This is a genomic window from Leucobacter sp. VD1, from assembly GCF_037150695.1.
Classification (GTDB): Bacteria; Actinomycetota; Actinomycetes; order Actinomycetales; family Microbacteriaceae; genus Leucobacter.
Map to the genome: position 1 here is coordinate 1 of NZ_JBBCPO010000004.1, position 20,553 is coordinate 20,553.

At 64.4% G+C, this 20,553-nt stretch carries 19 protein-coding genes; 11 read left to right on the top strand and 8 right to left on the bottom strand.

Annotated elements, in window-relative coordinates:
- The 3 genes from WFL22_RS11990 to WFL22_RS12000 form a co-directional block, all read left to right on the top strand.
- Positions 1-445, top strand: a 445-nt coding sequence (locus tag WFL22_RS11990; RefSeq protein WP_442918979.1) for an LGFP repeat-containing protein, incomplete at its 5' end; no start/stop codon positions are given.
- A gap of 128 nt (positions 446-573) precedes the next feature.
- Complete coding sequence (locus WFL22_RS11995; RefSeq protein WP_336993008.1) at positions 574-1,683, top strand: DegT/DnrJ/EryC1/StrS family aminotransferase; 1,110 nt, start codon at positions 574-576, stop codon at positions 1,681-1,683.
- Positions 1,684-1,693: 10 nt separating this feature from the next.
- The gene (locus WFL22_RS12000; protein ID WP_336993009.1) at positions 1,694-3,490 is read left to right on the top strand and encodes an ABC transporter ATP-binding protein; all 1,797 of its coding nucleotides are present in this window, start codon (positions 1,694-1,696) and stop codon (positions 3,488-3,490) included.
- 89 nt (positions 3,491-3,579) lie between these two features.
- Here WFL22_RS12000 and WFL22_RS12005 read toward each other — a convergent pair whose 3' ends face one another.
- Together WFL22_RS12005 and WFL22_RS12010 are read right to left on the bottom strand one after the other, a co-directional pair.
- The gene (locus tag WFL22_RS12005) at positions 3,580-4,674 is read right to left on the bottom strand and encodes a glycosyltransferase (RefSeq protein ID WP_336993010.1); all 1,095 of its coding nucleotides are present in this window, start codon (positions 4,672-4,674) and stop codon (positions 3,580-3,582) included.
- A 19-nt stretch (positions 4,675-4,693) separates the two neighbouring features.
- Positions 4,694-5,755, bottom strand: coding sequence for a glycosyltransferase family A protein (locus WFL22_RS12010; RefSeq protein WP_336993011.1), 1,062 nt, complete (start codon positions 5,753-5,755; stop codon positions 4,694-4,696).
- A gap of 127 nt (positions 5,756-5,882) precedes the next feature.
- On the opposite strand from WFL22_RS12010, the gene WFL22_RS12015 reads away from it, so the two are divergent.
- The 4 genes from WFL22_RS12015 (at position 5,883) to WFL22_RS12030 (ending at position 9,030) form a co-directional block, all read left to right on the top strand.
- A complete protein-coding gene (locus WFL22_RS12015; RefSeq protein ID WP_336993012.1) occupies positions 5,883-6,974 on the top strand; it encodes an acyltransferase family protein in 1,092 nt (363 codons plus the stop codon).
- A 9-nt stretch (positions 6,975-6,983) separates the two neighbouring features.
- Positions 6,984-7,202, top strand: a complete 219-nt coding sequence (locus tag WFL22_RS12020; RefSeq protein ID WP_336653166.1) for an acyl carrier protein — start codon at positions 6,984-6,986, stop codon at positions 7,200-7,202.
- Entirely contained in the window at positions 7,199-7,957 is a 759-nt protein-coding gene (locus WFL22_RS12025) for an SDR family NAD(P)-dependent oxidoreductase (protein ID WP_336993013.1), read from the top strand. Before WFL22_RS12020 ends, WFL22_RS12025 begins: the two co-directional genes overlap by 4 nt.
- Positions 7,958-8,019: 62 nt before the next feature.
- Complete coding sequence (locus WFL22_RS12030) at positions 8,020-9,030, top strand: 3-oxoacyl-ACP synthase III family protein (protein ID WP_336653164.1); 1,011 nt, start codon at positions 8,020-8,022, stop codon at positions 9,028-9,030.
- Positions 9,031-9,036: 6 nt separating this feature from the next.
- Here the strand turns inward: WFL22_RS12030 and WFL22_RS12035 are convergent, their stop codons facing one another.
- The 4 genes from WFL22_RS12035 to WFL22_RS12050 all read right to left on the bottom strand — a co-directional run bounded on the left by WFL22_RS12035 (position 9,037) and on the right by WFL22_RS12050 (position 13,775).
- Positions 9,037-10,191: a glycosyltransferase gene (locus tag WFL22_RS12035; protein ID WP_336993014.1), complete on the bottom strand. Its 1,155-nt coding sequence runs from the start codon at positions 10,189-10,191 to the stop codon at positions 9,037-9,039.
- A gap of 65 nt (positions 10,192-10,256) precedes the next feature.
- Entirely contained in the window at positions 10,257-11,423 is a 1,167-nt protein-coding gene (locus tag WFL22_RS12040; RefSeq protein ID WP_336993015.1) for a glycosyltransferase, read from the bottom strand.
- Positions 11,423-12,595, bottom strand: a complete 1,173-nt coding sequence (locus WFL22_RS12045; protein WP_336653161.1) for a hypothetical protein — start codon at positions 12,593-12,595, stop codon at positions 11,423-11,425. Before WFL22_RS12045 ends, WFL22_RS12040 begins: the two co-directional genes overlap by 1 nt.
- The gene (locus WFL22_RS12050) at positions 12,579-13,775 is read right to left on the bottom strand and encodes a hypothetical protein (protein ID WP_336653160.1); all 1,197 of its coding nucleotides are present in this window, start codon (positions 13,773-13,775) and stop codon (positions 12,579-12,581) included. The genes WFL22_RS12045 and WFL22_RS12050 overlap by 17 nt, the downstream gene beginning before the upstream one ends.
- A gap of 196 nt (positions 13,776-13,971) precedes the next feature.
- Between WFL22_RS12050 and WFL22_RS12055 the strand changes: the two genes are divergently transcribed.
- On the top strand, positions 13,972-14,643 hold the full coding sequence (locus WFL22_RS12055; protein WP_336653159.1) for a GCN5 family acetyltransferase: 672 nt from the start codon (positions 13,972-13,974) through the stop codon (positions 14,641-14,643).
- 61 nt (positions 14,644-14,704) lie between these two features.
- Here the strand turns inward: WFL22_RS12055 and WFL22_RS12060 are convergent, their stop codons facing one another.
- Positions 14,705-15,607, bottom strand: coding sequence for an LpxD N-terminal domain-containing protein (locus WFL22_RS12060; RefSeq protein ID WP_336993016.1), 903 nt, complete (start codon positions 15,605-15,607; stop codon positions 14,705-14,707).
- A gap of 116 nt (positions 15,608-15,723) precedes the next feature.
- Between WFL22_RS12060 and WFL22_RS12065 the strand changes: the two genes are divergently transcribed.
- Genes WFL22_RS12065 through WFL22_RS12075 form a run of 3 tightly spaced genes read left to right on the top strand, consistent with a single transcriptional unit; the run spans position 15,724 to position 20,090 of the window.
- Positions 15,724-16,677 carry a Gfo/Idh/MocA family protein gene (locus tag WFL22_RS12065; RefSeq protein WP_336653157.1) on the top strand — a complete coding sequence of 318 codons (954 nt, stop codon included), beginning with the start codon at positions 15,724-15,726 and terminating at the stop codon, positions 16,675-16,677.
- A 42-nt stretch (positions 16,678-16,719) separates the two neighbouring features.
- A complete protein-coding gene (glf, locus tag WFL22_RS12070; RefSeq protein WP_336653156.1) occupies positions 16,720-17,859 on the top strand; it encodes a UDP-galactopyranose mutase in 1,140 nt (379 codons plus the stop codon).
- A 47-nt stretch (positions 17,860-17,906) separates the two neighbouring features.
- On the top strand, positions 17,907-20,090 hold the full coding sequence (locus tag WFL22_RS12075) for a glycosyltransferase (protein ID WP_336993017.1): 2,184 nt from the start codon (positions 17,907-17,909) through the stop codon (positions 20,088-20,090).
- Positions 20,091-20,201: 111 nt separating this feature from the next.
- On the opposite strand, the gene WFL22_RS12080 is transcribed toward WFL22_RS12075, so the two are convergent.
- Positions 20,202-20,552 (bottom strand): hypothetical protein, encoded by a 351-nt coding sequence (locus WFL22_RS12080; protein WP_336653175.1) that lies wholly within the window; start codon positions 20,550-20,552, stop codon positions 20,202-20,204.
- Position 20,553: the final 1 nt, after the last annotated feature.

Sequence of the window (20,553 nt, forward strand, 5' to 3'; positions counted from 1 at the left end):
GCGTGGTACGGCGTATTGGTCGAATCGGACTGGTGCTTCGGTGATCAATGGTGCGATTCGTGGTTTGTATCTGAGCGAGGGTGGCCCTGATGGGTATTTGGGTCTGCCTGTTGGTGCTGAGGTGCGTTCGAATGGGGTGTCGCGTCAGGAGTTTGAGCGTGGTACGGCGTATTGGTCGAATCGGACTGGTGCTTCGGTGATCAACGGTGCTATCCGCAGTTGGTACCTGGCGCACGGTGGCCCTTCGGGGTCACTAGGGCTGCCTGTCGGGCCGGAGATCCGTTCCGGCGGGGTCTCGCGTCAGGAATTCGAGCGAGGCGCGCTCACATGGTCGGCTTCGGAGGGCGTCCGCGAGGTGCCAGCCTCCGTAACCGCTTCAGCCCCGGCCTCGCTCGCTGTGCCCCCAGTCGCAAAGGCTGAAGACGAAACGACCGCGTCCCAGTAGCCCGATCCCCTGCCGATCCTGGGCGTCGCATCTATCGCCCGGAGCGATCCTCGAGTAATCCCGGAGTAGGATCGATGGGAGTGCACACCGTGGCGTCCCTGCCTGAGAAGAGAGTTAAGGATCTTTCGATGACGGATTTCATTCCCGCAGCCAAGCCGATCGTCGGCGATGAAGAGCGCGAGGCCGTCGACCGCGTTCTGCGCTCCGGCATGATCGCGCAGGGGCCAGAGGTTGCAGCGTTCGAGCAGGAGTTCTCGGCGCATTTCGTGGGCGGTCGCGAAGTCGTCGCGGTAAACTCCGGCACGAGCGGCCAGCACCTGGGACTGCTCGCAGCTGGTGTCGGCCCGGGCGACGAGGTTATCGTGCCCTCCTTCACTTTCGCGGCTACGGGTAACTCGGTTGCGCTCACGGGCGCCACTCCCGTGTTCGTCGACATCGAGCCCGACTACTTCACCCTCGACCCCGAGGCGGTGCGTGCTGCGATCACCCCGCGCACGAAGGGCATCATGCCCGTGCACCTGTACGGTCATCCCTTCATCGTCGACCAGATCGAGGCCATTGCGCGCGAGCACGGTCTTGCGATCTACGAAGACGCAGCCCAGGCGCATGGTGCCTCCTGGGGCGGCCGCCCGGTGGGCACGCTCGGGGACTTCGCTATGTTCAGCCTGTACCCCACGAAGAACATGACCTCGGGCGAGGGCGGCATGGTCTCGTGTGTGAACGGTGAAATTGCTCGGAATGTGCGTCTGCTGCGCAACCAGGGCATGGAAAAGCAGTACGAGAACGAGGTCATTGGCTTCAACGCCCGAATGACCGACATCCACGCAGCCATCGGCCGTGTGCAACTCACCAAGGTCGACGCTTGGACCGCGCAGCGTCAGCGCAATGCGGCAGCACTGAACGAGGGTCTGGCCGGTCTGGCCGGTGTGCAGACCCCGAAGGTTGCCGAGGGTGCCGTGCATGTGTACCACCAGTACACCGTGCGTCTCGACGCCGGGGAGCGAGACCGTATCCATGTTGCTCTCAAAGAGGAGCACGGTGTCGGCTCGGGCGTCTACTACCCGATCCCGAACCACCGCCTGCCTTCGCTCACGAAGTTCGCACCCGGGCTCGATCTACCTGAGACCGAGCGTGCCGCGCGTGAGGTGCTCTCGCTTCCCGTGCACCCCTCGCTCGCCGAGGGCGACATCGAGCGCATCGTCACCGCGGTCACCGCGGTGGTGAACGCCGGCGCCTGACCTGTACTCTATGAAAGAGATCTGGCGCGTCCTTCGACAGCTGCTGCCCCTGCTTCCCGCTGGTGCGCAGCGCTACTTCGTCGGATACATCGTGGCGACAAGCCTCATCACCGCACTCGATGCGATCGGGATGTCGCTGCTCGCGATCGTGATCGGCCCCGCAATCGCGGGCACCACGATCAAGCTCCCCGTGGTCGGCGAGCTGCAGCCCGAGGCTGCGCCGCTCTTTGTGCTGATCTCCTTGGCGCTCATGCTGCTGAAGTCGGTGCTCAACGTGGTGCTGCAATGGTTCGCCACCCGAAAGTTTGCGAAGTACGAGCTCGAGATCGGTGATCGCCTGTTCCGGGCTTACATCAATTCGAGCTGGGAAGAGCGCTCGAAGCGCTCGATCGCCGAGATCACGCGCATCGCGGACGGAGGCATCGCGAACGCGATGGCGGGATTCGTGCTGCCCATCATGCGGATCCCCAGCGCGTTCTTCACCTTCGTGCTGGTGCTCGGCGTGCTCGTCATCGCAGACCCGATGACCTCGGTGATCGCCTTCGTCTATCTGTCGCTGGTGATGCTCGTTGTGCACTTTGTCGTCACGCGGCGCGCACTCGAAGCCGGCGAAGTGAACCTGAGGTACAGCTATCGGGTAGCGAATCTGATGACGGAGATGATCGAAGCGCTGAAGGAGCTCAGCCTGCGCAATCGCTTGGGCGAAGTTGCTGATCTCGTCACCTCGAATCGCCGCCATAGCACCCGGGCCCGTGCGAATGGGGCGTTCCTGGGCGTGCTTCCCGGCTTCGCCTACGAGGCTGCACTGCTGGGCGGTATCGCCCTCATCGGCGGTTTCTCCTATTTCCAGGGCGGGATGCAGGCGGCCCTGGCCGCTGTAGCGCTGTTCGCAACGACGGGGTTCCGTCTGATTCCCGCTCTCACGGGCGTTCAGGGTGGCATCGTGCAGGCGACCGCGAGTATGCCTGGTGCGAAGGATGTGGTGGGAGACCTCATCGCAGCCGAGAGCGACATGAAGACCTCGCAGACTCCGGCAGACACCGCTGAACTGGCTGAGAGCCCGAAGCTGCTGCGTCTGAACGACGTGCGATTCCGCTACCCCGGCGCTGCTGCCGATGTGATTCGCGGTATGAGCCTCGATATTCCGCTGGGCAGCTCGGTGGGTATCGTCGGCCCTTCGGGTGCTGGCAAATCGACGCTCATCGACCTTTTGCTCGGTCTCAGCCAGGCCACCGCGGGGTCTATCGAACTCGACGGTGAGTCCCTGCGAACGGTACTGCGACAGTGGCGCGGCCGTGTCGGCTACGTGCCGCAGCGGGTGGCGCTCTTCGATGGCACCATTGCGCAGAACGTGGCGCTCTCCTGGACTGACGATGAAATCGATCGCGCGCGAGTCGCCTACGCGCTGGAGCGCGCCCAGCTCGGCTCCCTCATTGCGGATCGGGCCGCGGGTATTGACGAGCGCATCGGCGAGCGCGGGGTGTCGCTTTCGGGTGGTCAGCAGCAGCGGCTTGGTATCGCTCGCGCGCTCTACACTGACCCGCTGGTGCTGGTGCTCGATGAGGCGACGAGCTCGCTCGACACTAAGACCGAAGACGAGGTCACCCGCGCGATCAAGGAGTTGCAGGGCGAGGTCACCTTGATTTCGGTGGCGCATCGTCTCTCGACGATCAAGGATTACGACAGGGTGTGCTACCTCGACGACGGTGTGATTGTCGCGCAGGGCACCTTTGCCGAGGTGGCGCGTCGGCATCCCGCATTTGGTGAGCAGGTGGCGCTCGCGGGTCTCGGCGGAGAGGTCCGCTGATCGTTGCCGTTGCCGTTGCCGTTGCCACCGCGGCGGACAGGCACCCCTGCCCGCCGCGGTGCTTGCAGCTGCTGTGACTCCGGCTGCAGTCAGCCTCGCGGGTAGCGACGCATGATCCGGAAGCCTGCGAACAGGGTGCGGAATGGCGCTTGCGCGTGCAGCGCGAGGAGTGGATTGCTTGGGATGAGTGATGCCGGCGTCAGATAGGACCGGCGAGCCTGCATCGCATCGCAGATGGCGTCGAATGTCGGTTGCGGATCGCGCAGCACCGTGATGACAGCGCGGTCGCTGCGTGAGAGGAGCTGGTCGACCCCGGGAGCGATGGCGATGAGCCTATCTGCGAGAGTGGCGAGGCCTTCACGGTTCTCGTCGAATGCTTGCTGCGATGCTGATCGCGCCAGCACCGCGTCGAAGAAATGGATGCGGATGAGTTTCACGGTGATCGCTGTGCGGATTGCGGGGTTCGCCGCGGTGAACCAGGGCAGCTGCTGAAGCTCGCTGAGAAATGCAAAGTCGTCTTCGAGTGGTCGAGTAGGGGCAAAGGTCACCCGGTCGTCGGCGTCGTCGTGGCCGACGTATGGCGGGCCGTAGAGGTCGTATGCGATCCGCTCAGCGGTGTACCAGAGTGTGAGCGAGTATGAGAGATCTTCGCCGGAGCTGAGCCCTTCGCTGAAGCGCAGGTGACCGAACCGTTCACGATCAATGAGGCCAAGCGGTGCGCTGCGGTAGGCGAGGCGGTCGCGCCGTGCGTCAAGGTGTTGTGTTCGGCGACCACCGCGCACAGGCGGGTAGGGGTCGACGCCGCCGTTGGCGAGTTGGATTCTGGCGAGAACCGCGTCGGCGTCGGTGTCGCGGGCGGTAGCGAGCCAGGAATCGATAGCGCCTGGAGCGAGCTCGTCGTCTGAGCCGAGGATGCTCACGTAGCGGGCTTCGGAGTGGGCGAGGCCGTAGTTCATGGGGCCCGCTGCGGAGGCGATGCCGTCGCTGATGCTGAGGAGCCGCAGCGCGGGGTAGTCTGCGTATGTGCCGAGATTGCGGCGAATGATCTCCGGGTCGATGTTGTGTGCGATCACGTTCACGCGCACCGGGGCTGCGGTGCCTTCGAGCACTGAGGCGACGGCTCGAGAGATGGGTCTGGTCGCGGAATGTACGGCGATGGTGACATCGACGAGGGGCTTGATCATGGCTGCGTCGTTTCTGCGGCTACGGCCGCGTGTTCCTGAGTGTGCGGAACGGTGCTTGCGGGTGCAGGGCGAACAGCGGATTGCGGGGCAGTACGGCGTTCAGCCCGCCGCCCCATCGCGCGCCGAGCAGTGCGAGGATGCGAGAGGTGTCCGGGGCTGAACCGAGCACTTCGTCGATCACGGCCCGGTCCGCACGCGAGAGCAGGCGAATGCTGCCCGGCGCCGCAGCTTCTATGGTGTCGAGTACTTCCGTGAGTGGTCGCACATGCGCGGCGAATCCTTCGGGCGCGTCGAGCCTGGCAAAGACGGCGTCGAAGAAGTGCAGCCGCAGCGTTTTCACGCCGAGTGCGGTGCGCTGTCTGGGGCTGAGGTGGGCGAACCAGGGCGCTGAGGTAATCGCTGCGAAGAAGGCGAAATCTTCGGCGACCGAGCGTTTCGCCCCGGTGACGCGGTCGTGCTCGTCTTCGTGGCCGATATAGGCCGGGCCGTTGCGGTCGTAGGAGATGTGTTCGCCCTGGAACCAGAGCACTGCTGTGTACTCCAGGTCTTCACCCGAGCCGAGGCCGGGGGTGAAACGCAGTTCGGGGAAGTGCATCCGCGAGATGAGCCCGAGCGGGGCGCACCGGTAGGCCAGGCGGTCTTTCACGGGGTCGAGGTCGCGGGTGCGAGCGCGTCGCGTCGGGGGCAGCGGCTCCACGCCGCTGAGTTCGCGATCGATGCGCGCGATGACGGTGCTCGCACCGGTCTCGCGGGCGATGGCGAGCCAGGAATCGATGGCGCCAGGGGCGAACTCGTCATCGGATCCGAGTAGGGACACATAGGGAGCTGTCGCCCGGTCGAGGCCCAGGTTCATCGGGCCGGCGGGGGAGGGGATACCGTCGGCGAGGTGGAACAGCCGCAGGCGAGAGTCTGAGGCGATGGAACCGAGATTCGCTCGGATGATAGCCGGGTCGATGTTGTGCGCCACCACGTTCACCCGGACGTCGGTCTCACTGTAATCGAGGACCGACGCCGCTGCCCTGGCGACCGGACGCGTCTTCGAATGGACGGGGATGATGACGTCGACAAGGGGTTCGGCCATACCCTCGATGGTAGCGGGCGGAGATCGGTGCCCCGCATCGGGTACAGTGGGCCACGGTCCATGATCAGCACGACACCCGCGGGAGACATCAGTGACGTTCGGCGGTTCCGCGATACTCGAACGCAGGATGCCGAGGATCGATGCCCTCACTGGACTGCGCTGGTGGGCCGCATTCGCCGTGTTCCTGTTCCACATGCGGGTCTTTGCTCCGCTGCCGGAGCCCATTGCGACGGTCTTCAACCAGGGCTACTTTGGTGTGACGTTCTTCTTCGTGCTCTCCGGCTTCGTGCTCACCTGGTCGCTGCGCCCGAGGGTGCCTCTGAGCACCTTCTACTGGCGGCGCTTCGCCCGTATCTGGCCAGCGCACATCGTTGCGCTGCTCTTCGCGGTGCCCGTGTTCTACACGCTCGCCACGATCCCCGAGGGTAGCTTCCTGAAGCCGTTCGACGTGGGAGTGCTGCTGCTCTCCGTGCTGGTGATCCAGGGCTGGTGGGCGAACCCGGCGATCCTCTTCTCGGGCAATCCCGCGGCCTGGACGCTCACAGTCGAGTTCTTCTTCTACGCCCTGCACCCGTTCCTCGCGAGGAACCTGCTGCGCTTCGCGAAGCGGGGTGCGCTCGTCATGGCCGGCATCGCAGTGGCGTGGGCCTTTGCCTACCGGCTCGGAGTGGTGTTCTGGCCAGAGTCCTGGCTGACTGCCGTCCCGATGCCGGTGACGCGGCTGCCCGAGTTCGTGCTGGGCATGGCCATCGCCTGGGCGATCCGGGCGGGGTGGCGGCCCCGTGTGCACCCGGTGGTCGGGGTGGGTGCGCTTCTTGCGCTCCTGTGCCTCATGGCCGGTGGCGAGGCTTTCGGGACGCTGCTGCCGCTGCGAGTCTTCGGCAATGAGTTCGTCACCGTGGCGGTCGGACTCGCGATCGTATCGCTCGCGGCGCGTGCTCTGGACGGAAAGCGCTCGGGCTTCGAGAGTCGCTGGCAGGTGAAGCTGGGTGAATGGTCGTTCGCGTTCTATCTCGTGCACGCGACGGTGATCTACCTTGCCCTGCGCGTGTTCGGCTACCAGGAGCCGAGTTGGCGCAATCTCGTGTGGTTCGCCGGAGTGTTCCTGGTGGATCTGCTGCTCGCGTGGATGCTGTACCGCTTCATCGAGCATCCCCTCGAGCGTCGTATGCGTCGGTGGAAGGACGCTCGTGACGCGAAGCAACCCGTTGGTTGTTAGGCTATCCCCATGGAACATGACGCATTGCTCGAGCTGGTCGCAGAGATTCTCGAGGTCGAGGAGGCCTCCGCTACCGACTCCCTGGAGGACCAGGGCTGGGATTCTCTCGCCAACCTGGCGTTCATCGCCGAGATCGATGAGCGTCTGGGGCTGCAGATCGACGCCGATGAGCTCGCCAAGGCCGTGACCGTCGCAGACCTGCAGGCTCTGATCTCGGCCCAGTCGTGAGCGACTTCCTCCGGCTGGAGGATCGCGCTCTGCTGATCACCGGCGCCTCGTCCGGCATCGGCCGGGCGACTGCGGTGCTCGCGAGCCGTGCCGGTGCACGGCTGGTGCTCGTGGCTCGCCGCCAGGAGGCGCTGGAAGAGACTGCGGCTCTGCTCGACGGTGACGGGCATCACATTCTGTCGTTTGATTTGTCGGATCATGCCGGCTACGCAGGCCTGATGCGAGATGCCGTCGAAGCCGTGGGGCCGCTGGGAGGTCTGCTGCACGCTGCTGGTGTGCACGCGACGACACCGCTGCGAGCGGTGTCTGCGAAGCAGATCACCGCCCTGTTCGAGACGAATGTGACGAGCAGCGTGCTGCTTTCGAAGGCGTTCCGCAGCACGAAGGTGCGGGCCGAACAGGCGAGCATCGTGCTGATGTCGTCGGCTGTGGGGCTTGTCGGTGAGGCCGGTGTGAGCGTCTACGCAGCCACCAAGGCTGCTGTGTCGTCGCTCGGACGCTCGCTCGCGCTTGAACTCGCGCCCGAAGCTATCCGCGTCAACAGCATCGCGGCGGGCATCGTCGAGACGGCGCTCACCGACGAGTTACGGCGCAAGGTCGGTCAGAGCGCATGGCAGAGCATCGAGTCGGAGCACCCTCTGGGTATCGGCTCGGCAGATGACGTGGCGAATGCCGCCCTGTTCTTGCTTTCGGATGCTTCCCGATGGGTCACCGGCACGACGGTCGTGGTCGATGGTGGCTACACGGCTCACTGAGTTGTGCACGCGCCGTCGGCGCGCATCGCTCGCTCGCGGCGGTGCGCGGTAGGATTGCAGCTATGCAGGCTCGTATCTCCGCCGTTGATTACTACCTTCCCGAGCGCGTTCTCTCGAACGAAGATCTCTCGGCCGAGTTTCCGGAGTGGAGCGTCGAGAAGATCTCGGCGAAGACCGGTATCGACCGCCGGCACATTGCTGGCGAAAACGAATTCAGCTCCGATCTCGCGATCGCAGCTGGCCGACGTCTGTTGGGCGAGCACGGCGTCCCACCCGAGTCGATCGACTACCTCATCGTCTGCACGCAAAGCCCCGACTTCTACCTGCCAACCACGGCGTGCATCGTGCACGAGGGACTTGGCCTGCGCAGCACGGCCGGTGCCGCAGATCTGAATCTTGGCTGCTCGGGGTACATTTACGCCCTCGGCCAGGCAAAGGGCCTCATCGAGTCGGGTCAGGTCTCGAATGTGCTGGTGATCACCGCCGACACCTACACGAAGTTCGTCAATCCCAGCGACAAGAGCGTGCGCACGATCTTCGGTGACGGGGCCGCTGCCACTCTCGTCACCGCTGAGCCGGGTGAAACTTCGGGGATCACAGCGCTCACCTACGGCACTGATGGTTCGGGCGCTGGCAAGCTGGTGGTGCCACACGGCGGTATACGGCAGGGCGGTGACATTGAGGCGAAGTCGCCTGCGGCCGAACGCGGACTCGAAAGCAACGGCTACGACCTGTACATGGACGGCCCCGAGATCTTCAACTTCACGCTGCGGGTGGTGCCAGAATCTGTCGATGCGATTCTCACGAAGGCCGAACTCGGCTTCGACGATATCGACCTCTTCGTCTTCCACCAGGCTAATGCATTCATGCTCGAGCACCTGCGCAAGAAGCTGAAAGTGCCTCAGGAGAAGTTCTTCGTCGCCCTCTCAGAGTCTGGCAACACGGTGTCTTCGACGATTCCCATTGCCCTCACCGAAGCCGTGCGCCAGGGTGCTCTGCAGCCCGGTATGCGGGTGATGCTTCTGGGCTTCGGCGTCGGCTTGTCCTGGGGTGGCCTCGTCCTGAACTGGTAAGCGGCGTCAGTCGCCGATCCAGGCTCTGAGCAGCGCGCGAGCGCTAGCCTCACCGGTGTGCACGTTTGTGACGTAGTGGCGCCCGGCCTCCCCGATCTCGCGCGCTCGGTCTGGGTTGGCTGCGAGTTCTTCGACCACCGCGCGCAGTGTGTCGGGCGTGGCCTCGACGATGGGGAGTTCGAGGCCAGTCTGCTGGGTGATGAAGTCGCGCGCGACGGGCATGACGTGGCCGAGGACCACGCGTCCCGAGGCCATCGCCTCGCATGCGGCGACACCGTAGGAACCTGCCCTGAACTGGTCGATCACGATGTCTGCTGCGGCGAAGACCGCGGGCATCTCGGCGGCCGGTGTCGCGGTGACGAGACGGTAGTCGATCATCCCCGATGTGATGAGCGGCGCAAGCGCCGGCTCGATGTAGTTGGTGCCCTTGCCGAAGGGATCGCTCGATGCGTGCACGACGCGCACGCGCTCCTGACTGAACACGGGAGGGGTTTGTCCGCCGAAGCGTTCGAGGTCGACGATGACGGGGCACCAGGTAGCGTGAGGCACATCAGCGCTCAGGTCTGGTGTGGATACGAACACGGGGTTGCCGAACTCGGTGATGAGCGCCAGGTTCTTCCTCGCCTCGGAGCGGAAGAACTCGGTGCGCGGATCTTCTGGGAACAGCGACCACGGCGTGAGCGCCGCGTGACGATCCGGATCGCGGATGTCGTTTCCGTGGCAGATGAACGCCACTGAGAGCCCGGCTGCCTCCAGCGCTGCGACCTCGGCACGCAGATCGTGGCCGAAGCGTCGCCCGAACATGGGTCGTTCAGCCTCGACAAGCACATGAGTGAAATGCTGCGCGGCCTTCCACTCTGCTTCGCCCCACGCCTCGGAGGAGTTGAACGCGGCGATGGACACCGGAGTATCGGCGCGGAACGCATAGTCGCCGGGCAGCGTGATCGCCATATTGCGTGCCCCCACGCGGGGGTCGGCGGCCTCGAGCGATCGCGCCCACAGGAACCCCTGTCCGGCGTAATTCGTGGGGGCTATATACACCCGCACCGCGGTGTCGGGTACGTCGGTGTTCGGTGCGTTTCCGCTGCCCAGCAAACGGCCGGTGAGCCGCCCCATCACCCCGTCGGGGTTGCGTGCCGCCGACTCCATGAGTCGTTGCATCCACGCGGGTAGCCTCGAGCGATGCTTGATCGCCCAAGCGGCAGCGTTCGAGAAGAATGGACTCATCAGCGCCGCCCACCGCGGGTGCGTGCAGCCGCGGAGATCACCTCGGCGACTCGCCTCCCCACGGCCCCCATTGAATGGTGGGTCGCCGCCCAGGAAGCGAGCGCGCGCCGTTTCTCAGCAGGCAGGGGTGCATCGGCGCGCGAGCGCATCGCATCCGCGATGGCATCGGCTTCGTAGGCGACCGCAGAGCCGAGCTCGATCTGCTGCGCAGCCTGCTCGATGAAGCTTCCCGTCGGCCCGGGGCCCGCGAAGATCACCGGGCAGCCGGCAGCGAACGAGGAGTAGATCTTTGAAGTAAAAGCGTAACGGTAGCCTGGCTCCGGGAATTGGGTGGAGAGGCTGGCCACAGCGCGCGAGAACTCGGGCTGCAGTGCGGCCGGTGCCACCGGGTCGACGAAGTCGACCGATCCCCCGATCCCCAGCTCGTGCGCGTGCTGCAGCATCTGCTCCTGCCCGCTGCCGTTCCCGATGAAGCGCAGCCTGTAACCGGGGTGTGTTGCCGAGAAACGCGCGAAGGCTTCGATCAGGATGTCGGCGCCGTGCAACTCGGTGTAGGTGCCGGCGTACAGGAATACCCGTTCGACCGGGGCTTCGGCGTAGTGGAAGATCAGCGTGTCTGCACCGAATCCAGTGACTGTGGCGGGCGTGTGCACCCCAAGCGCGCGCACGCGATCCGCTACACCTTCTGAGATCGTCACCAGCCCGCGAGCGCCCCGCAACGCGAAGCGCTCGATACTGCGCAGGATGCGTACCGCAAGCGACGAAGTGCCCATGTAACCGGCGGCATCCGACCAGATGTCGGCGGCATCGTAGACGTAAGGAATACCCCGGATCGCGCAGACCACCCGCACCACAGCCCCTGTCGTGGGCGGAGGCTCCACGAAGACGGCATCGGGTCGGCGGGCGAACAGCAGCCTGAAGAAGAGCGGGATATCAAAGCTCATGTACTGCACATATCCGCGGAGGTAGCCGTTGCGATCGCGCAGCACCGGGAACGTGCGAATGCGCTCTCCGCGCGACCCGTTGCCCTGCCCGGGCACCGGCTCCGCGGTGAGCACTTCGACCTCGGCACCCTGCTCTCGCAGCGCATCGGCGACGCAACCGAGATACAGCGAAGCCGCCGCCGGCTCGGGTCGGTAGATGCGGGTGGCGATGATGACGCGCACTAGGCCTCCAAGAAGTGTTGCATCAGCACACCGCGCGAGAACTCGCCGCTGTGCAGACGACGCACGAACTCGGGGCCTTTGCTAGCGAGCTCGCGATAGTGCTCGCGGCGGGCCACGATGTCACGCAGCGTAGCCTCGACGTTCTCCACTGTGGTCTCGTGGATCGGAAGAGGCATGCCGGCGTGGCCGGCGACCTCGCCGCGCACCTGCTCGCTGACGTGCGCGAGCACGATACGGCCCGCCGCCATGACCTCGCAGGCGGCCACACCGTAATCGCCCGAGCGGAACTGGTCGAGCACCACGTCGGCGTCGGCGAACACGGCGGGCATCTCATGATTCGGGATCCCACGCAGCTCGACGTACTCGATTAGACCTTCATCGTGGAGCTTCTGCGCAACCGGGGCCACATAGGGGGTGCCCTTCGGAATCGGGTTCGTGGGGGCGTGCACCACCTTGATGCGTTCTCGCTCGAGCAAGGGAGCATCGTTCGCCCAACGATCGGGATCGATGATGACCCCCAAGAAGTGTGCATCGGGAAGATCGAGCAGCAGTCCGGCTGTGGACACGAACACCGGAGCCTGCGTATCGGCGATGAGTTGCAGATTTGCGGCGACCACGGGCTCCACGAGAGCGGGGTCGATCCAGTCTGAGTCGCGGAAATACGACCACTCGTCGAGCTTGGCGTGGAGGGAAGGAAGGCGCACATCGGTGCCGTGCCCGACGAACGCGACCTTGAGCCCCGCCTCGCGCATGAGCGCGATCTGATGCCGCATGTCACCAGAGAACATGCCGCCGAGAATCGGGTAGCACGCTTCGATGAGCACGTGCGTGTAGTGCTCTGCGAGCGTCTCGGCCATCGCATGCTGCCACGCGCGGGAATGCTCAGTGGTGCGCCAAGAAACGGTGTAGTCAGCGGGATAGTGCAGCAGGTTGTTGCCGTCGTGCACGTAGTTGCGCGCCGACACCCGGCCCGTCGCCTCGGCAGCCCGGCCCCACTGATAGCCCTGGCCCGCGTAGTTCACGGGGCCGATGAACAGACGCACGTCCTTGCTCTCGTCAGGGAGCGGCGGCGGGGGTGGAACGACGCCCTTAAGGCGGTCGACCGTCGTTGCGATCGCGTCCTGCCCGAACTTGGGGACGAGTTTCCAGAGGCGTTCAGCTGCGGGATGCATGGGGGCCCTCCTCGCGGGTCTGGCGGGAAACCCAGTGCTGCTGCAGCACCCGGGCCGAGTGGTGTCCGTCGTGCACGGCGCTCACGAACTCGACGCTGCGATCACGTTTACGCGGGAGATCCGGGTCCGCGGCGAGACGACGCAACGCGCCCTCAAGGGTACCTGGTGTCGCCTCGACCACAGGCAAGTCCATGCCCGTCGCCTCGAGAATACTGTTGCGCACACTTTCGAAGACCTCGCCCACCACCACGCAGCCAGCAGCCATGGCCTCGCACGCGGCCACGCCGTACGAGCCGGTGCGGAACTGGTCGAGCATGACATCGGCCGCAGCGAACCTGGCAGGCATATTGGCAGAGGGCACTCCCTGGATCAGGTCGAGCTCGATAACCCCCTCCGCCTGCAGCCGTTCCAGCACTGGCATGATGAGCGGAGTTCCCTTGTATGCGGCGACGGACGGGGCATGGGCGACACGAAGTGGTGCCCCGGCGGGCCGCTCCCGCCGACCCGGTGCAGCCCAACGAGCGGGATCCACAACTACCGGGCACCAGACCCCGCCCGGCAGATCGCTCAGCAGGTCAGGGGTGGAGACAAACACGGGGCGGCCACAGCTCTTGAGCAATGCGATGTTGCGTGCGGCGACCTGCTCGGCCCGCGGCAAGTACACGGCGGGGTCGTCGTAGTAGGAGATCGGATGCTCGCGCATGTGCCGCGATGGCAGTCTGGCATCGGTGCCGTGCGCGAGATAGGCGACGTCGACACCGCGATCGAGGAGCGCCTGCGCCTGCGCGGCGACGGAGCGCCCCAGGAGACGGCCGAAAGGCGGCTCCTCAGCTTCGATGAGCACGTGAGTGGCGTGCGATGCGGCGTCGAGTTGGCGTTGCTGCCAGTCAGTGTCGTTGTGGTAGGTGCCGACGGGCACGAGCAGATCCGCTGCGAAATCGAATCCTCCGGGCACCTCGATCGCCATATTGCGGGCTGAGATCGAGGTGTTTGCAGCTTCGAGAGCCCGGGCCCAGGCGTAGGCCTGGCCCGAATAGTTGACGGGCGCGATGAGCAAGCGGATCGGCCGCTCCGCGAAGGCGGTGGCACTCACGCTGCCTCGCGGCGCCGGGCGCCCGAGACGGCGTGCAGCGAGGCGACCGAGCGGGCTCATGGGGGCATCGGCGAGGTGATCGATCATCCGATTGACCCACGCTGGAAAGCTGTTGCGATTCACAGCTTGGGGAAACCCGCTCGGCTCACAAAAGTCATGCCCATAATCCTAACCCGGACCCGATCGGTGCCCGGAGCGCCCTTCTCCCGTATCATGGGGGCGCGATCTTCCCCGCTGCTTCACCCGGCTGCGCGGCCGAACCGACCTGAAAGGCGATCCGCACATGGCATCAGCCCCCAAGATCTTCGACTACTCCTTGAAGTCGTACGCCGATACTCTGCGGGACTACCGCGAGGCCGGCTACGCGATCACCTCGTTCCAGGAGTATCTCGCCAACCCGCAGGAGCGCCACATGGTGTTGCGCCATGACATCGACAATACGATTGAACAGGCGCTGCGTGTGGCCCGAGTCGATGCCGACGCGGGGGTCAGCTCGACCTTCTTCCTGCGGGTGCACGCCAGGGGCTACAACCTGCTGAGTTTGCCATCGCTGCAGATCGTGCAGGAGATGGAGCAACTCGGCCACGAAGTGCAGTTGCATCTCGAAGGCGGGCTCTGCGACTGGCTTGGCAGTGACAATCTTGACTGGGCGGATCGACAGCGCGCCGTCTTCGAGGCCGCGGTGGGTCGCCCGCTCGGCGGCTTCAGCTCGCATGAGCCTGCCCGCATGGGCGGTGTTGAGTTCGCGAACGGGCTGCTTGAGCGGTGGAGTGACAGCGTGGCTTACCACGCCTACGAGGACCGCTTCATGATGCCGAATATGAAGTATCTGAGCGATTCGAGCGGCCGCTGGCGCGAGGGCCACTTCGGCGAGTGGGTCGGCAAGGAGCCGCTGATGCAGGTGCTTACCCATCCCTTCTGGTGGTTCGAGAAGGTGCCAGCCGAGAACTACTGAGCCTGAAACAGACGACGGCCCGCGGATTCTGGGATCCGCGGGCCGTAGTCTGTTTCAGAGACTACTTCTTATTGTCGCCCAGGCGCTTCGCGGGGTTCCCCACGCGCACCTCGTTCGCGGGCACCGATTTGACGGCGACGGCGCCGATACCGAGGAGCGAGTCCTTGCCGAGGGTGAGGCCCTGGATCACCGACGCGTTCGGCCCGATCCATACCTCGTCCTCGATGACGACGCTGCCCGAGATTTCGGCGCAGGCGGTGATGATCACGTTCTTCCCGATATGGCAGTTGTGCGCGATGTGCACATGGTCGTCGATTTTGGTGTAATCACCTACGACGGTGGGGGCAATGGTGCCTGAGCAGACTGTCGTGAAATTGCCGACCTCGGTGTGCGCGCCGAGGCGCACTGAGCCGATGTGCGGCACGTGGAAATTGTTGCCGTCGCTGTCTTTCTCGATGCCGAAGCCTTCTTCGCCGACGACGGCCTGGCTCTTGACGAGTGCGTGTTCGCCGATGACAACGTCGCGGCCGATGACCACATGGTCGCGGATCTCGGCGTGGGCCTCGATGACGGCGCCTTCGCGGATCACGGTGTACTCGCCGACGTGTGCGGTCTTGTGCACGCGAGCGCTCGGGTGCACCCGGGCTGTTTCGGCGATGCCGGCTTCGGCGTGCGGCGCGAAGTAGCGGGCGACCGCTTGACCGAATGCAGCTCGCGGATTATCGACGAGGATGAGGGCGCCTGCGGCAGCCACGGGGGGAGTTGTGCCGATCGGCGCGAAGATCACTGCGCCGGCGAGCGCGGCGCGCTCGAACGCTTCGGCGAATCGGGAGGTGTCGCCCACGAAGGTGAGATGCTCCGCCCCGGCGTCGAGCAGGGGGGCTGGCTTCGCGACGGTGAGGTCGGCGCCTACGAGATCCGCGGCGAAGTCGGAGGCGATGGTACGTGCGCTGAGTCCGGTCATGCGAAAACTGTACCGCGCATCCGGAGGAAGCCCTGGCGCGAACGTAGACTGGGGAGCGGACTTTCGCCCCTCGGATACGATAGGCGGACGCAAAGCATGCAAATGGAGGAGTCAGGATGGCGCAGCCGAATATCGTTCTTTTCGGAGCGGGCACGATGGGGCGCAACCACGCGCGCATCATCTCAGCATCTGCGCGTGCGAATCTCGTCGGCATCGTAGACCCCTTCGAGCAGAACGGTCGGGCCGCAACCGATCTGTACGGGGGCGACTGGTTCCCCGCTGCTGATGAGGCGCTCAAGCGAGCGGATGCGGTTGTGGTCGCAGCGTCGACCGAGTACCACTACGACATCGCCAAGGAGATTCTCGACGCAGGGCTGCCGGTGCTCATCGAGAAGCCGATCTGCCCCTCGCTCGAACAGACGGAGGAGATCCTCGGTATGGCCGAGCGCCGTGATGTGCCCGTGCAGTGCGGTTTCCTGGAGCGCTTCAATGCTGGTGTGCTCGCCGCGAAGAAGCTCATCGACGAGCCTGTCTACGTGCGGGCTGAGCGCCACTCGCCGCACTGGGCACGCATCAAGACCGGCGTGGCCTGGGACATGCTGGTGCACGATGCCGACCTCATCTCGAACCTGTACGGTGCGGCCACGCCTGAGTCGGTGAGTGCCGAGCTCGGCTACTTCCACCCTGATTCGATGGAGGGCGCAGAAGATGTCATCGACATGACGCTGCGTTTCCCCGGCGGCGGCATCGCCTCCGCTTCGGCCAGCCGTATCGGCCAGCGCAAAGTGCGCCGCATGGTGGTGCAGTCGCTCGATTCCATGGTTGAGGTGGATCTGCTGCTGCGCAGCGTCACGAAGTACCGCCACACCAACATCGAGAGCACCGACGACAAGGTGGGCTTTAAGCAGATGACCGAGATGGAGGTGCCCGAGGTTTCCGGCCTCGAGCCCCTCGCGGCCCAGTTCGAGCACTTCGTTGATCTGGTCGAGGGGCGGATCGACTCGGATGCCGAGCGACGCAGCATTCTCCCGGCTCACCGCATCATCGCGGCCGCGCTTGAGGGTCGTTGATCCGGGGGCTTTCCTCACCAACGGTCGAATAGACTTGTCGCCATGGATCTTCTGGTAGTCGGCTCTGGTTTCTTCGGTCTCACCATCGCTGAGCGCGCGGCGTCCGCGGGCAAGAATGTGGTCGTGATCGATCGCCGCTCCCACATTGGCGGCAACGCCTACTCGGAGGCGGAGCCCGAGACCGGTATCGAGGTGCACCGTTACGGCGCCCACCTCTTCCATACCTCCAACGAGACCGTGTGGGACTACGTGAACCGCTTCACAAAGTTCACGGCCTACGAGCACAAGGTCTATTCGAACTTCAAGGGCGAGGTGTACCCGCTGCCCATCAACCTGGGCACCATCAACCAGTTCTTCCGCGCCGCCTACGGGCCCGATGAGGCGCGTGCGCTTATCGCGCAGCAGGCCGAGGAGTTCGACACCAAGCAGGCCAAGAACCTCGAAGAGAAGGGCATCTCGTTGATCGGGCGCCCCCTCTACGAGGCGTTCATCCGTGACTACACGGCGAAGCAGTGGCAGACCCCCACCACCGAGCTGCCTGCCGAGGTGATTTCGCGCCTCCCAGTGCGCTACACCTACGACAACCGCTACTTCAACGACACCTACGAGGGCCTGCCCGTTGATGGCTACACCGCGTGGCTTGAGAACATGGCCGATCACCCGAACATCGAGGTGCGTCTCAACACCGACTTCTTCGACGAGTCGCAGCCCCTCAACAAGGCGGCTGTGATCGGCAAGGTGCCCGTCGTCTACACAGGCCCCGTGGATCGCTACTTCGACTACGCCGAGGGCGAGCTCTCCTGGCGCACGCTCGACTTCGAGCAGGAGGTGCTGCCCACGGGCGACTTCCAGGGCACCAGCGTGATGAACTACGCGGGATCGGACGTGCCGTACACGCGCATCCACGAGTTCCGCCACTTCCACCCCGAGCGCGAATACCCCACAGATAAGACCGTCATCATGCGTGAGTACTCACGTTTCGCCACCCGCGAGGACGAGCCCTACTACCCGGTCAACACCCCCGAGGACCGCGATCGCCTGCTCAAGTACCGCGAGCTCGCCGATCGTGAAGACCGGGTGCTGTTCGGTGGCCGTCTCGGCACCTACCAGTACCTCGACATGCACATGGCGATCGGCTCGGCTCTTTCGATGTTCAACAACAAGCTCTCGGAGCTGCTGTAACCGGCATCCCCAGTCGATAGGCACCCCGAAGCGAATCAGAAAGTCATATGCCTCAGATCTCAGTCCTTGTCCCCATCTTCAACGTCGAGAAGTACCTTCGCGAGTGTCTCGACAGTGTGGTGAACCAGACCCTCCGCGATCTTGAGATCATTTGCATCAATGACGGCTCGACCGATGGATCCCTGGCGATCATCGAGGAGTACGCGCAACGGGATCCGCGCGTTGTCCTTATCGACAAGCCCAACTCGGGCTACGGCGACTCGATGAACAAAGGGCTCGAACGCGCCACCGGCGAGTACATCGCCATTGTCGAGTCCGATGACTGGATCGAGCTAGACATGTTCGAGAAGCTGCACGATATTGCGGTGGATCAGGGCTTCGAGGTCGTCAAGAGTAACTACTTCACCTACTACGCTGACCCCGCACGCAAGGCACTGAGCGACGAGAAGATCAAGCTCGTCCGCGAAGACGAGACGGGGAGGGTGATCGACCCGTCGAAGAACATCCATATCTTCTTTCAGCAGCCGGCGATCTGGTCTGCGATCTACCGCCGCGACTTCCTTGAAACGAATGGGATTCACTTTCTCCCGACCCCCGGTGCGTCCTACCAGGACACGAGTTTCGCCTTCAAGGTGTGGGCCTCGGCGCACCGTGTCGCGTTCACTTCCGAAGCGTATTTGCACTACCGCCGCGACAACGAGGCCTCCTCGGTGAACCAGCCGGGCAAGGTGTTCTGCGTCTCCGACGAGTATGCCGAGATCGAACGTTTTGCCGCAGAACGTAAGCTCTCCACCGAGATCTGGCGCATTCTGCGCGTGTGCAAGTGGGGCGCATACGCCTGGAACATTGATCGGCTGCAGACCGATCTTGCGCCCGAGTTCATCGAGCTTGCCGCCGAGCAGTTCGGCGCAGCCCGCGCATCGGGCGAGTTCAATTTCGAGTTCTGCGATGTGAATCAGGCGCGGGAGATCACCGAGCTCATCGAGCACCCCGAACGCGTCATCGAGCGCAAGCGCGCTCAGGACGCGGCGCTGGTGTCGGTTGTGATGCCGTTCTTCAATGTCGAGGCATACCTGCGCAAGAGCGTCGACTCGGTGCTACAGCAGACCATCTCCGAGGTTGAACTCATCCTCGTCGATGATGGTTCGGTTGATGCCTCTGCTGATATTGCAGAAGAGTATTTTGTCCGCGACCCACGGGTGCGTCTCGTAAGCCTGCGGAACAGCGGTCAGGCCATCGCGCGCAATCGCGGCCTCGAGCTCGCGCACGCCCAGTGCGTCGCGTTCATCGATGGCGACGACTACTACGAGCCAGATGCGCTCGAAACGATGCGTGAAGCGCTCCTCACTCACAGTGCCGACTTCGTGGTCGGCAGCATCCGTCCGGTGTTCGAGCCCGGCATGCGCAGCGCGATGCAGAAATTCGAGGACGAGCACTACTACGAGGTGCGCCGCTCCGGTCTGCACGAGATCACGAGTGAGCTCCTGCTCGACCTCGACGCCTCCGTCTGCAACAAGATGTTCCTGCGCGAGGCCGTGGAGAACAGGGGCGTCGAGTTTCCTGAGGGGCTGCGCTTCGAAGACGCATACTTCGTGAACGCCTACGGCCTCACGAGCCGCAGTGCATATTTCCTGCCCCCAGAAGTCCACGTCTACAACTATGTGCGTCGCGCCGGCAGCACGATGGCTACGACGTTTGGCAACGCAGGATCCGCGAAGGATCACCTCACTGTCGCCTTCGAGTTGTTTGATTTCCTGGAGATGCACGAGCTGGCCGAGCAGTACGGCAGCTACTACATGCGTCTGCTCGACAGCTACGCCACCTTTGCATTCAGGCACACCGAGGAGAGCGATCACCCTGAGATCTGGAGCGAGCTGCGGGAGTTCATCGATTTGAACCGTGAACGCCTCGTCGAACTCGACGCTTACGCCCTGCGTAATCTTGAGCACCGCGTGTTCTCGGGTGTGCTTGGGCGCCTCAACGGTGCCCCGGCGCTACGACGCGCAGTCTTCCGTACCGGGCGGGCTCTGCAGAGTTCCCTGAACCGTGTGCTTCCCCGCTTCTCTCCCGGGCAGCGTGCTCGCCAGCAGATCCACGCCGATGTCACCCTGTTGCGCGAGCAGCTGGCGAAGTCGACAGCGGCGCTCTCGTCTCAGCTCGTCGCTCAGCGTCGACGCATCGATGAGATTGCTGAGCAGGTGAACGAGCTCATCGATGAGCGAGACAGCTGAGCGCATTGAAACATGCAGGCGGGCGACCCTAGGGGTGTGCGCTCGCCTGCGGTGGGTCTGAGTCGATTCAGGGCGATGGGCCGCTTCAGGCCGATGGATTGTGAGGATTGCTCAGGCTACGTCGAGTTCTCCACTGGCTCGCCAGACCGCGGCCGTCAGCATCGGTGCCGATGCTGCGATCTCGCGCAGGAGTTCGAACTCCACGCGATCGGCGTTGCGTTGGTGCTCTTGGGCATCAGGGCCGCCGGAGCGCGCCGCGAGGCGCGCCAGCCCGAACTCGGCGAGTTGCCCGCGATCTTCGAGCATTTCGTCGCGCAGGGCCAGCACCACGAGATCGTCGACTTCCGGCACTTCGGCGTAGGCCGTTGCCGGGTCTTCGCCGTCGCGCACGCGATGCTCCATCATGGTGTCGCGTTCGAGACGGGCGTCGGCGCGCAGTCGCAGCAGACGCTCCGTGGTCATG

Bases quoted from the DNA above. Each gene is read 5' to 3' on its own strand.
- WFL22_RS12060 (WP_336993016.1), bottom strand. From the start codon at position 15,607: ATGACCGGACTCAGCGCACGTACCATCGCCTCCGACTTCGCCGCGGAT.
- WFL22_RS12050 (WP_336653160.1), bottom strand. From the start codon at position 13,775: ATGATCGATCACCTCGCCGATGCCCCCATGAGCCCGCTCGGTCGCCTC.
- WFL22_RS12030 (WP_336653164.1), top strand. From the start codon at position 8,020: ATGCAGGCTCGTATCTCCGCCGTTGATTACTACCTTCCCGAGCGCGTT.
- WFL22_RS12045 (WP_336653161.1), bottom strand. From the start codon at position 12,595: ATGCATCCCGCAGCTGAACGCCTCTGGAAACTCGTCCCCAAGTTCGGG.
- WFL22_RS12015 (WP_336993012.1), top strand. From the start codon at position 5,883: ATGCCGAGGATCGATGCCCTCACTGGACTGCGCTGGTGGGCCGCATTC.
- WFL22_RS12005 (WP_336993010.1), bottom strand. From the start codon at position 4,674: ATGATCAAGCCCCTCGTCGATGTCACCATCGCCGTACATTCCGCGACC.
- WFL22_RS12035 (WP_336993014.1), bottom strand. From the start codon at position 10,191: ATGCAACGACTCATGGAGTCGGCGGCACGCAACCCCGACGGGGTGATG.
- WFL22_RS12075 (WP_336993017.1), top strand. From the start codon at position 17,907: ATGCCTCAGATCTCAGTCCTTGTCCCCATCTTCAACGTCGAGAAGTAC.
- WFL22_RS12065 (WP_336653157.1), top strand. From the start codon at position 15,724: ATGGCGCAGCCGAATATCGTTCTTTTCGGAGCGGGCACGATGGGGCGC.
- WFL22_RS12055 (WP_336653159.1), top strand. From the start codon at position 13,972: ATGGCATCAGCCCCCAAGATCTTCGACTACTCCTTGAAGTCGTACGCC.
- WFL22_RS12080 (WP_336653175.1), bottom strand. From the start codon at position 20,552: ATGACCACGGAGCGTCTGCTGCGACTGCGCGCCGACGCCCGTCTCGAA.
- WFL22_RS12020 (WP_336653166.1), top strand. From the start codon at position 6,984: ATGGAACATGACGCATTGCTCGAGCTGGTCGCAGAGATTCTCGAGGTC.
- glf (WP_336653156.1), top strand. From the start codon at position 16,720: ATGGATCTTCTGGTAGTCGGCTCTGGTTTCTTCGGTCTCACCATCGCT.
- WFL22_RS12010 (WP_336993011.1), bottom strand. From the start codon at position 5,755: ATGGCCGAACCCCTTGTCGACGTCATCATCCCCGTCCATTCGAAGACG.
- WFL22_RS12000 (WP_336993009.1), top strand. From the start codon at position 1,694: ATGAAAGAGATCTGGCGCGTCCTTCGACAGCTGCTGCCCCTGCTTCCC.
- WFL22_RS11995 (WP_336993008.1), top strand. From the start codon at position 574: ATGACGGATTTCATTCCCGCAGCCAAGCCGATCGTCGGCGATGAAGAG.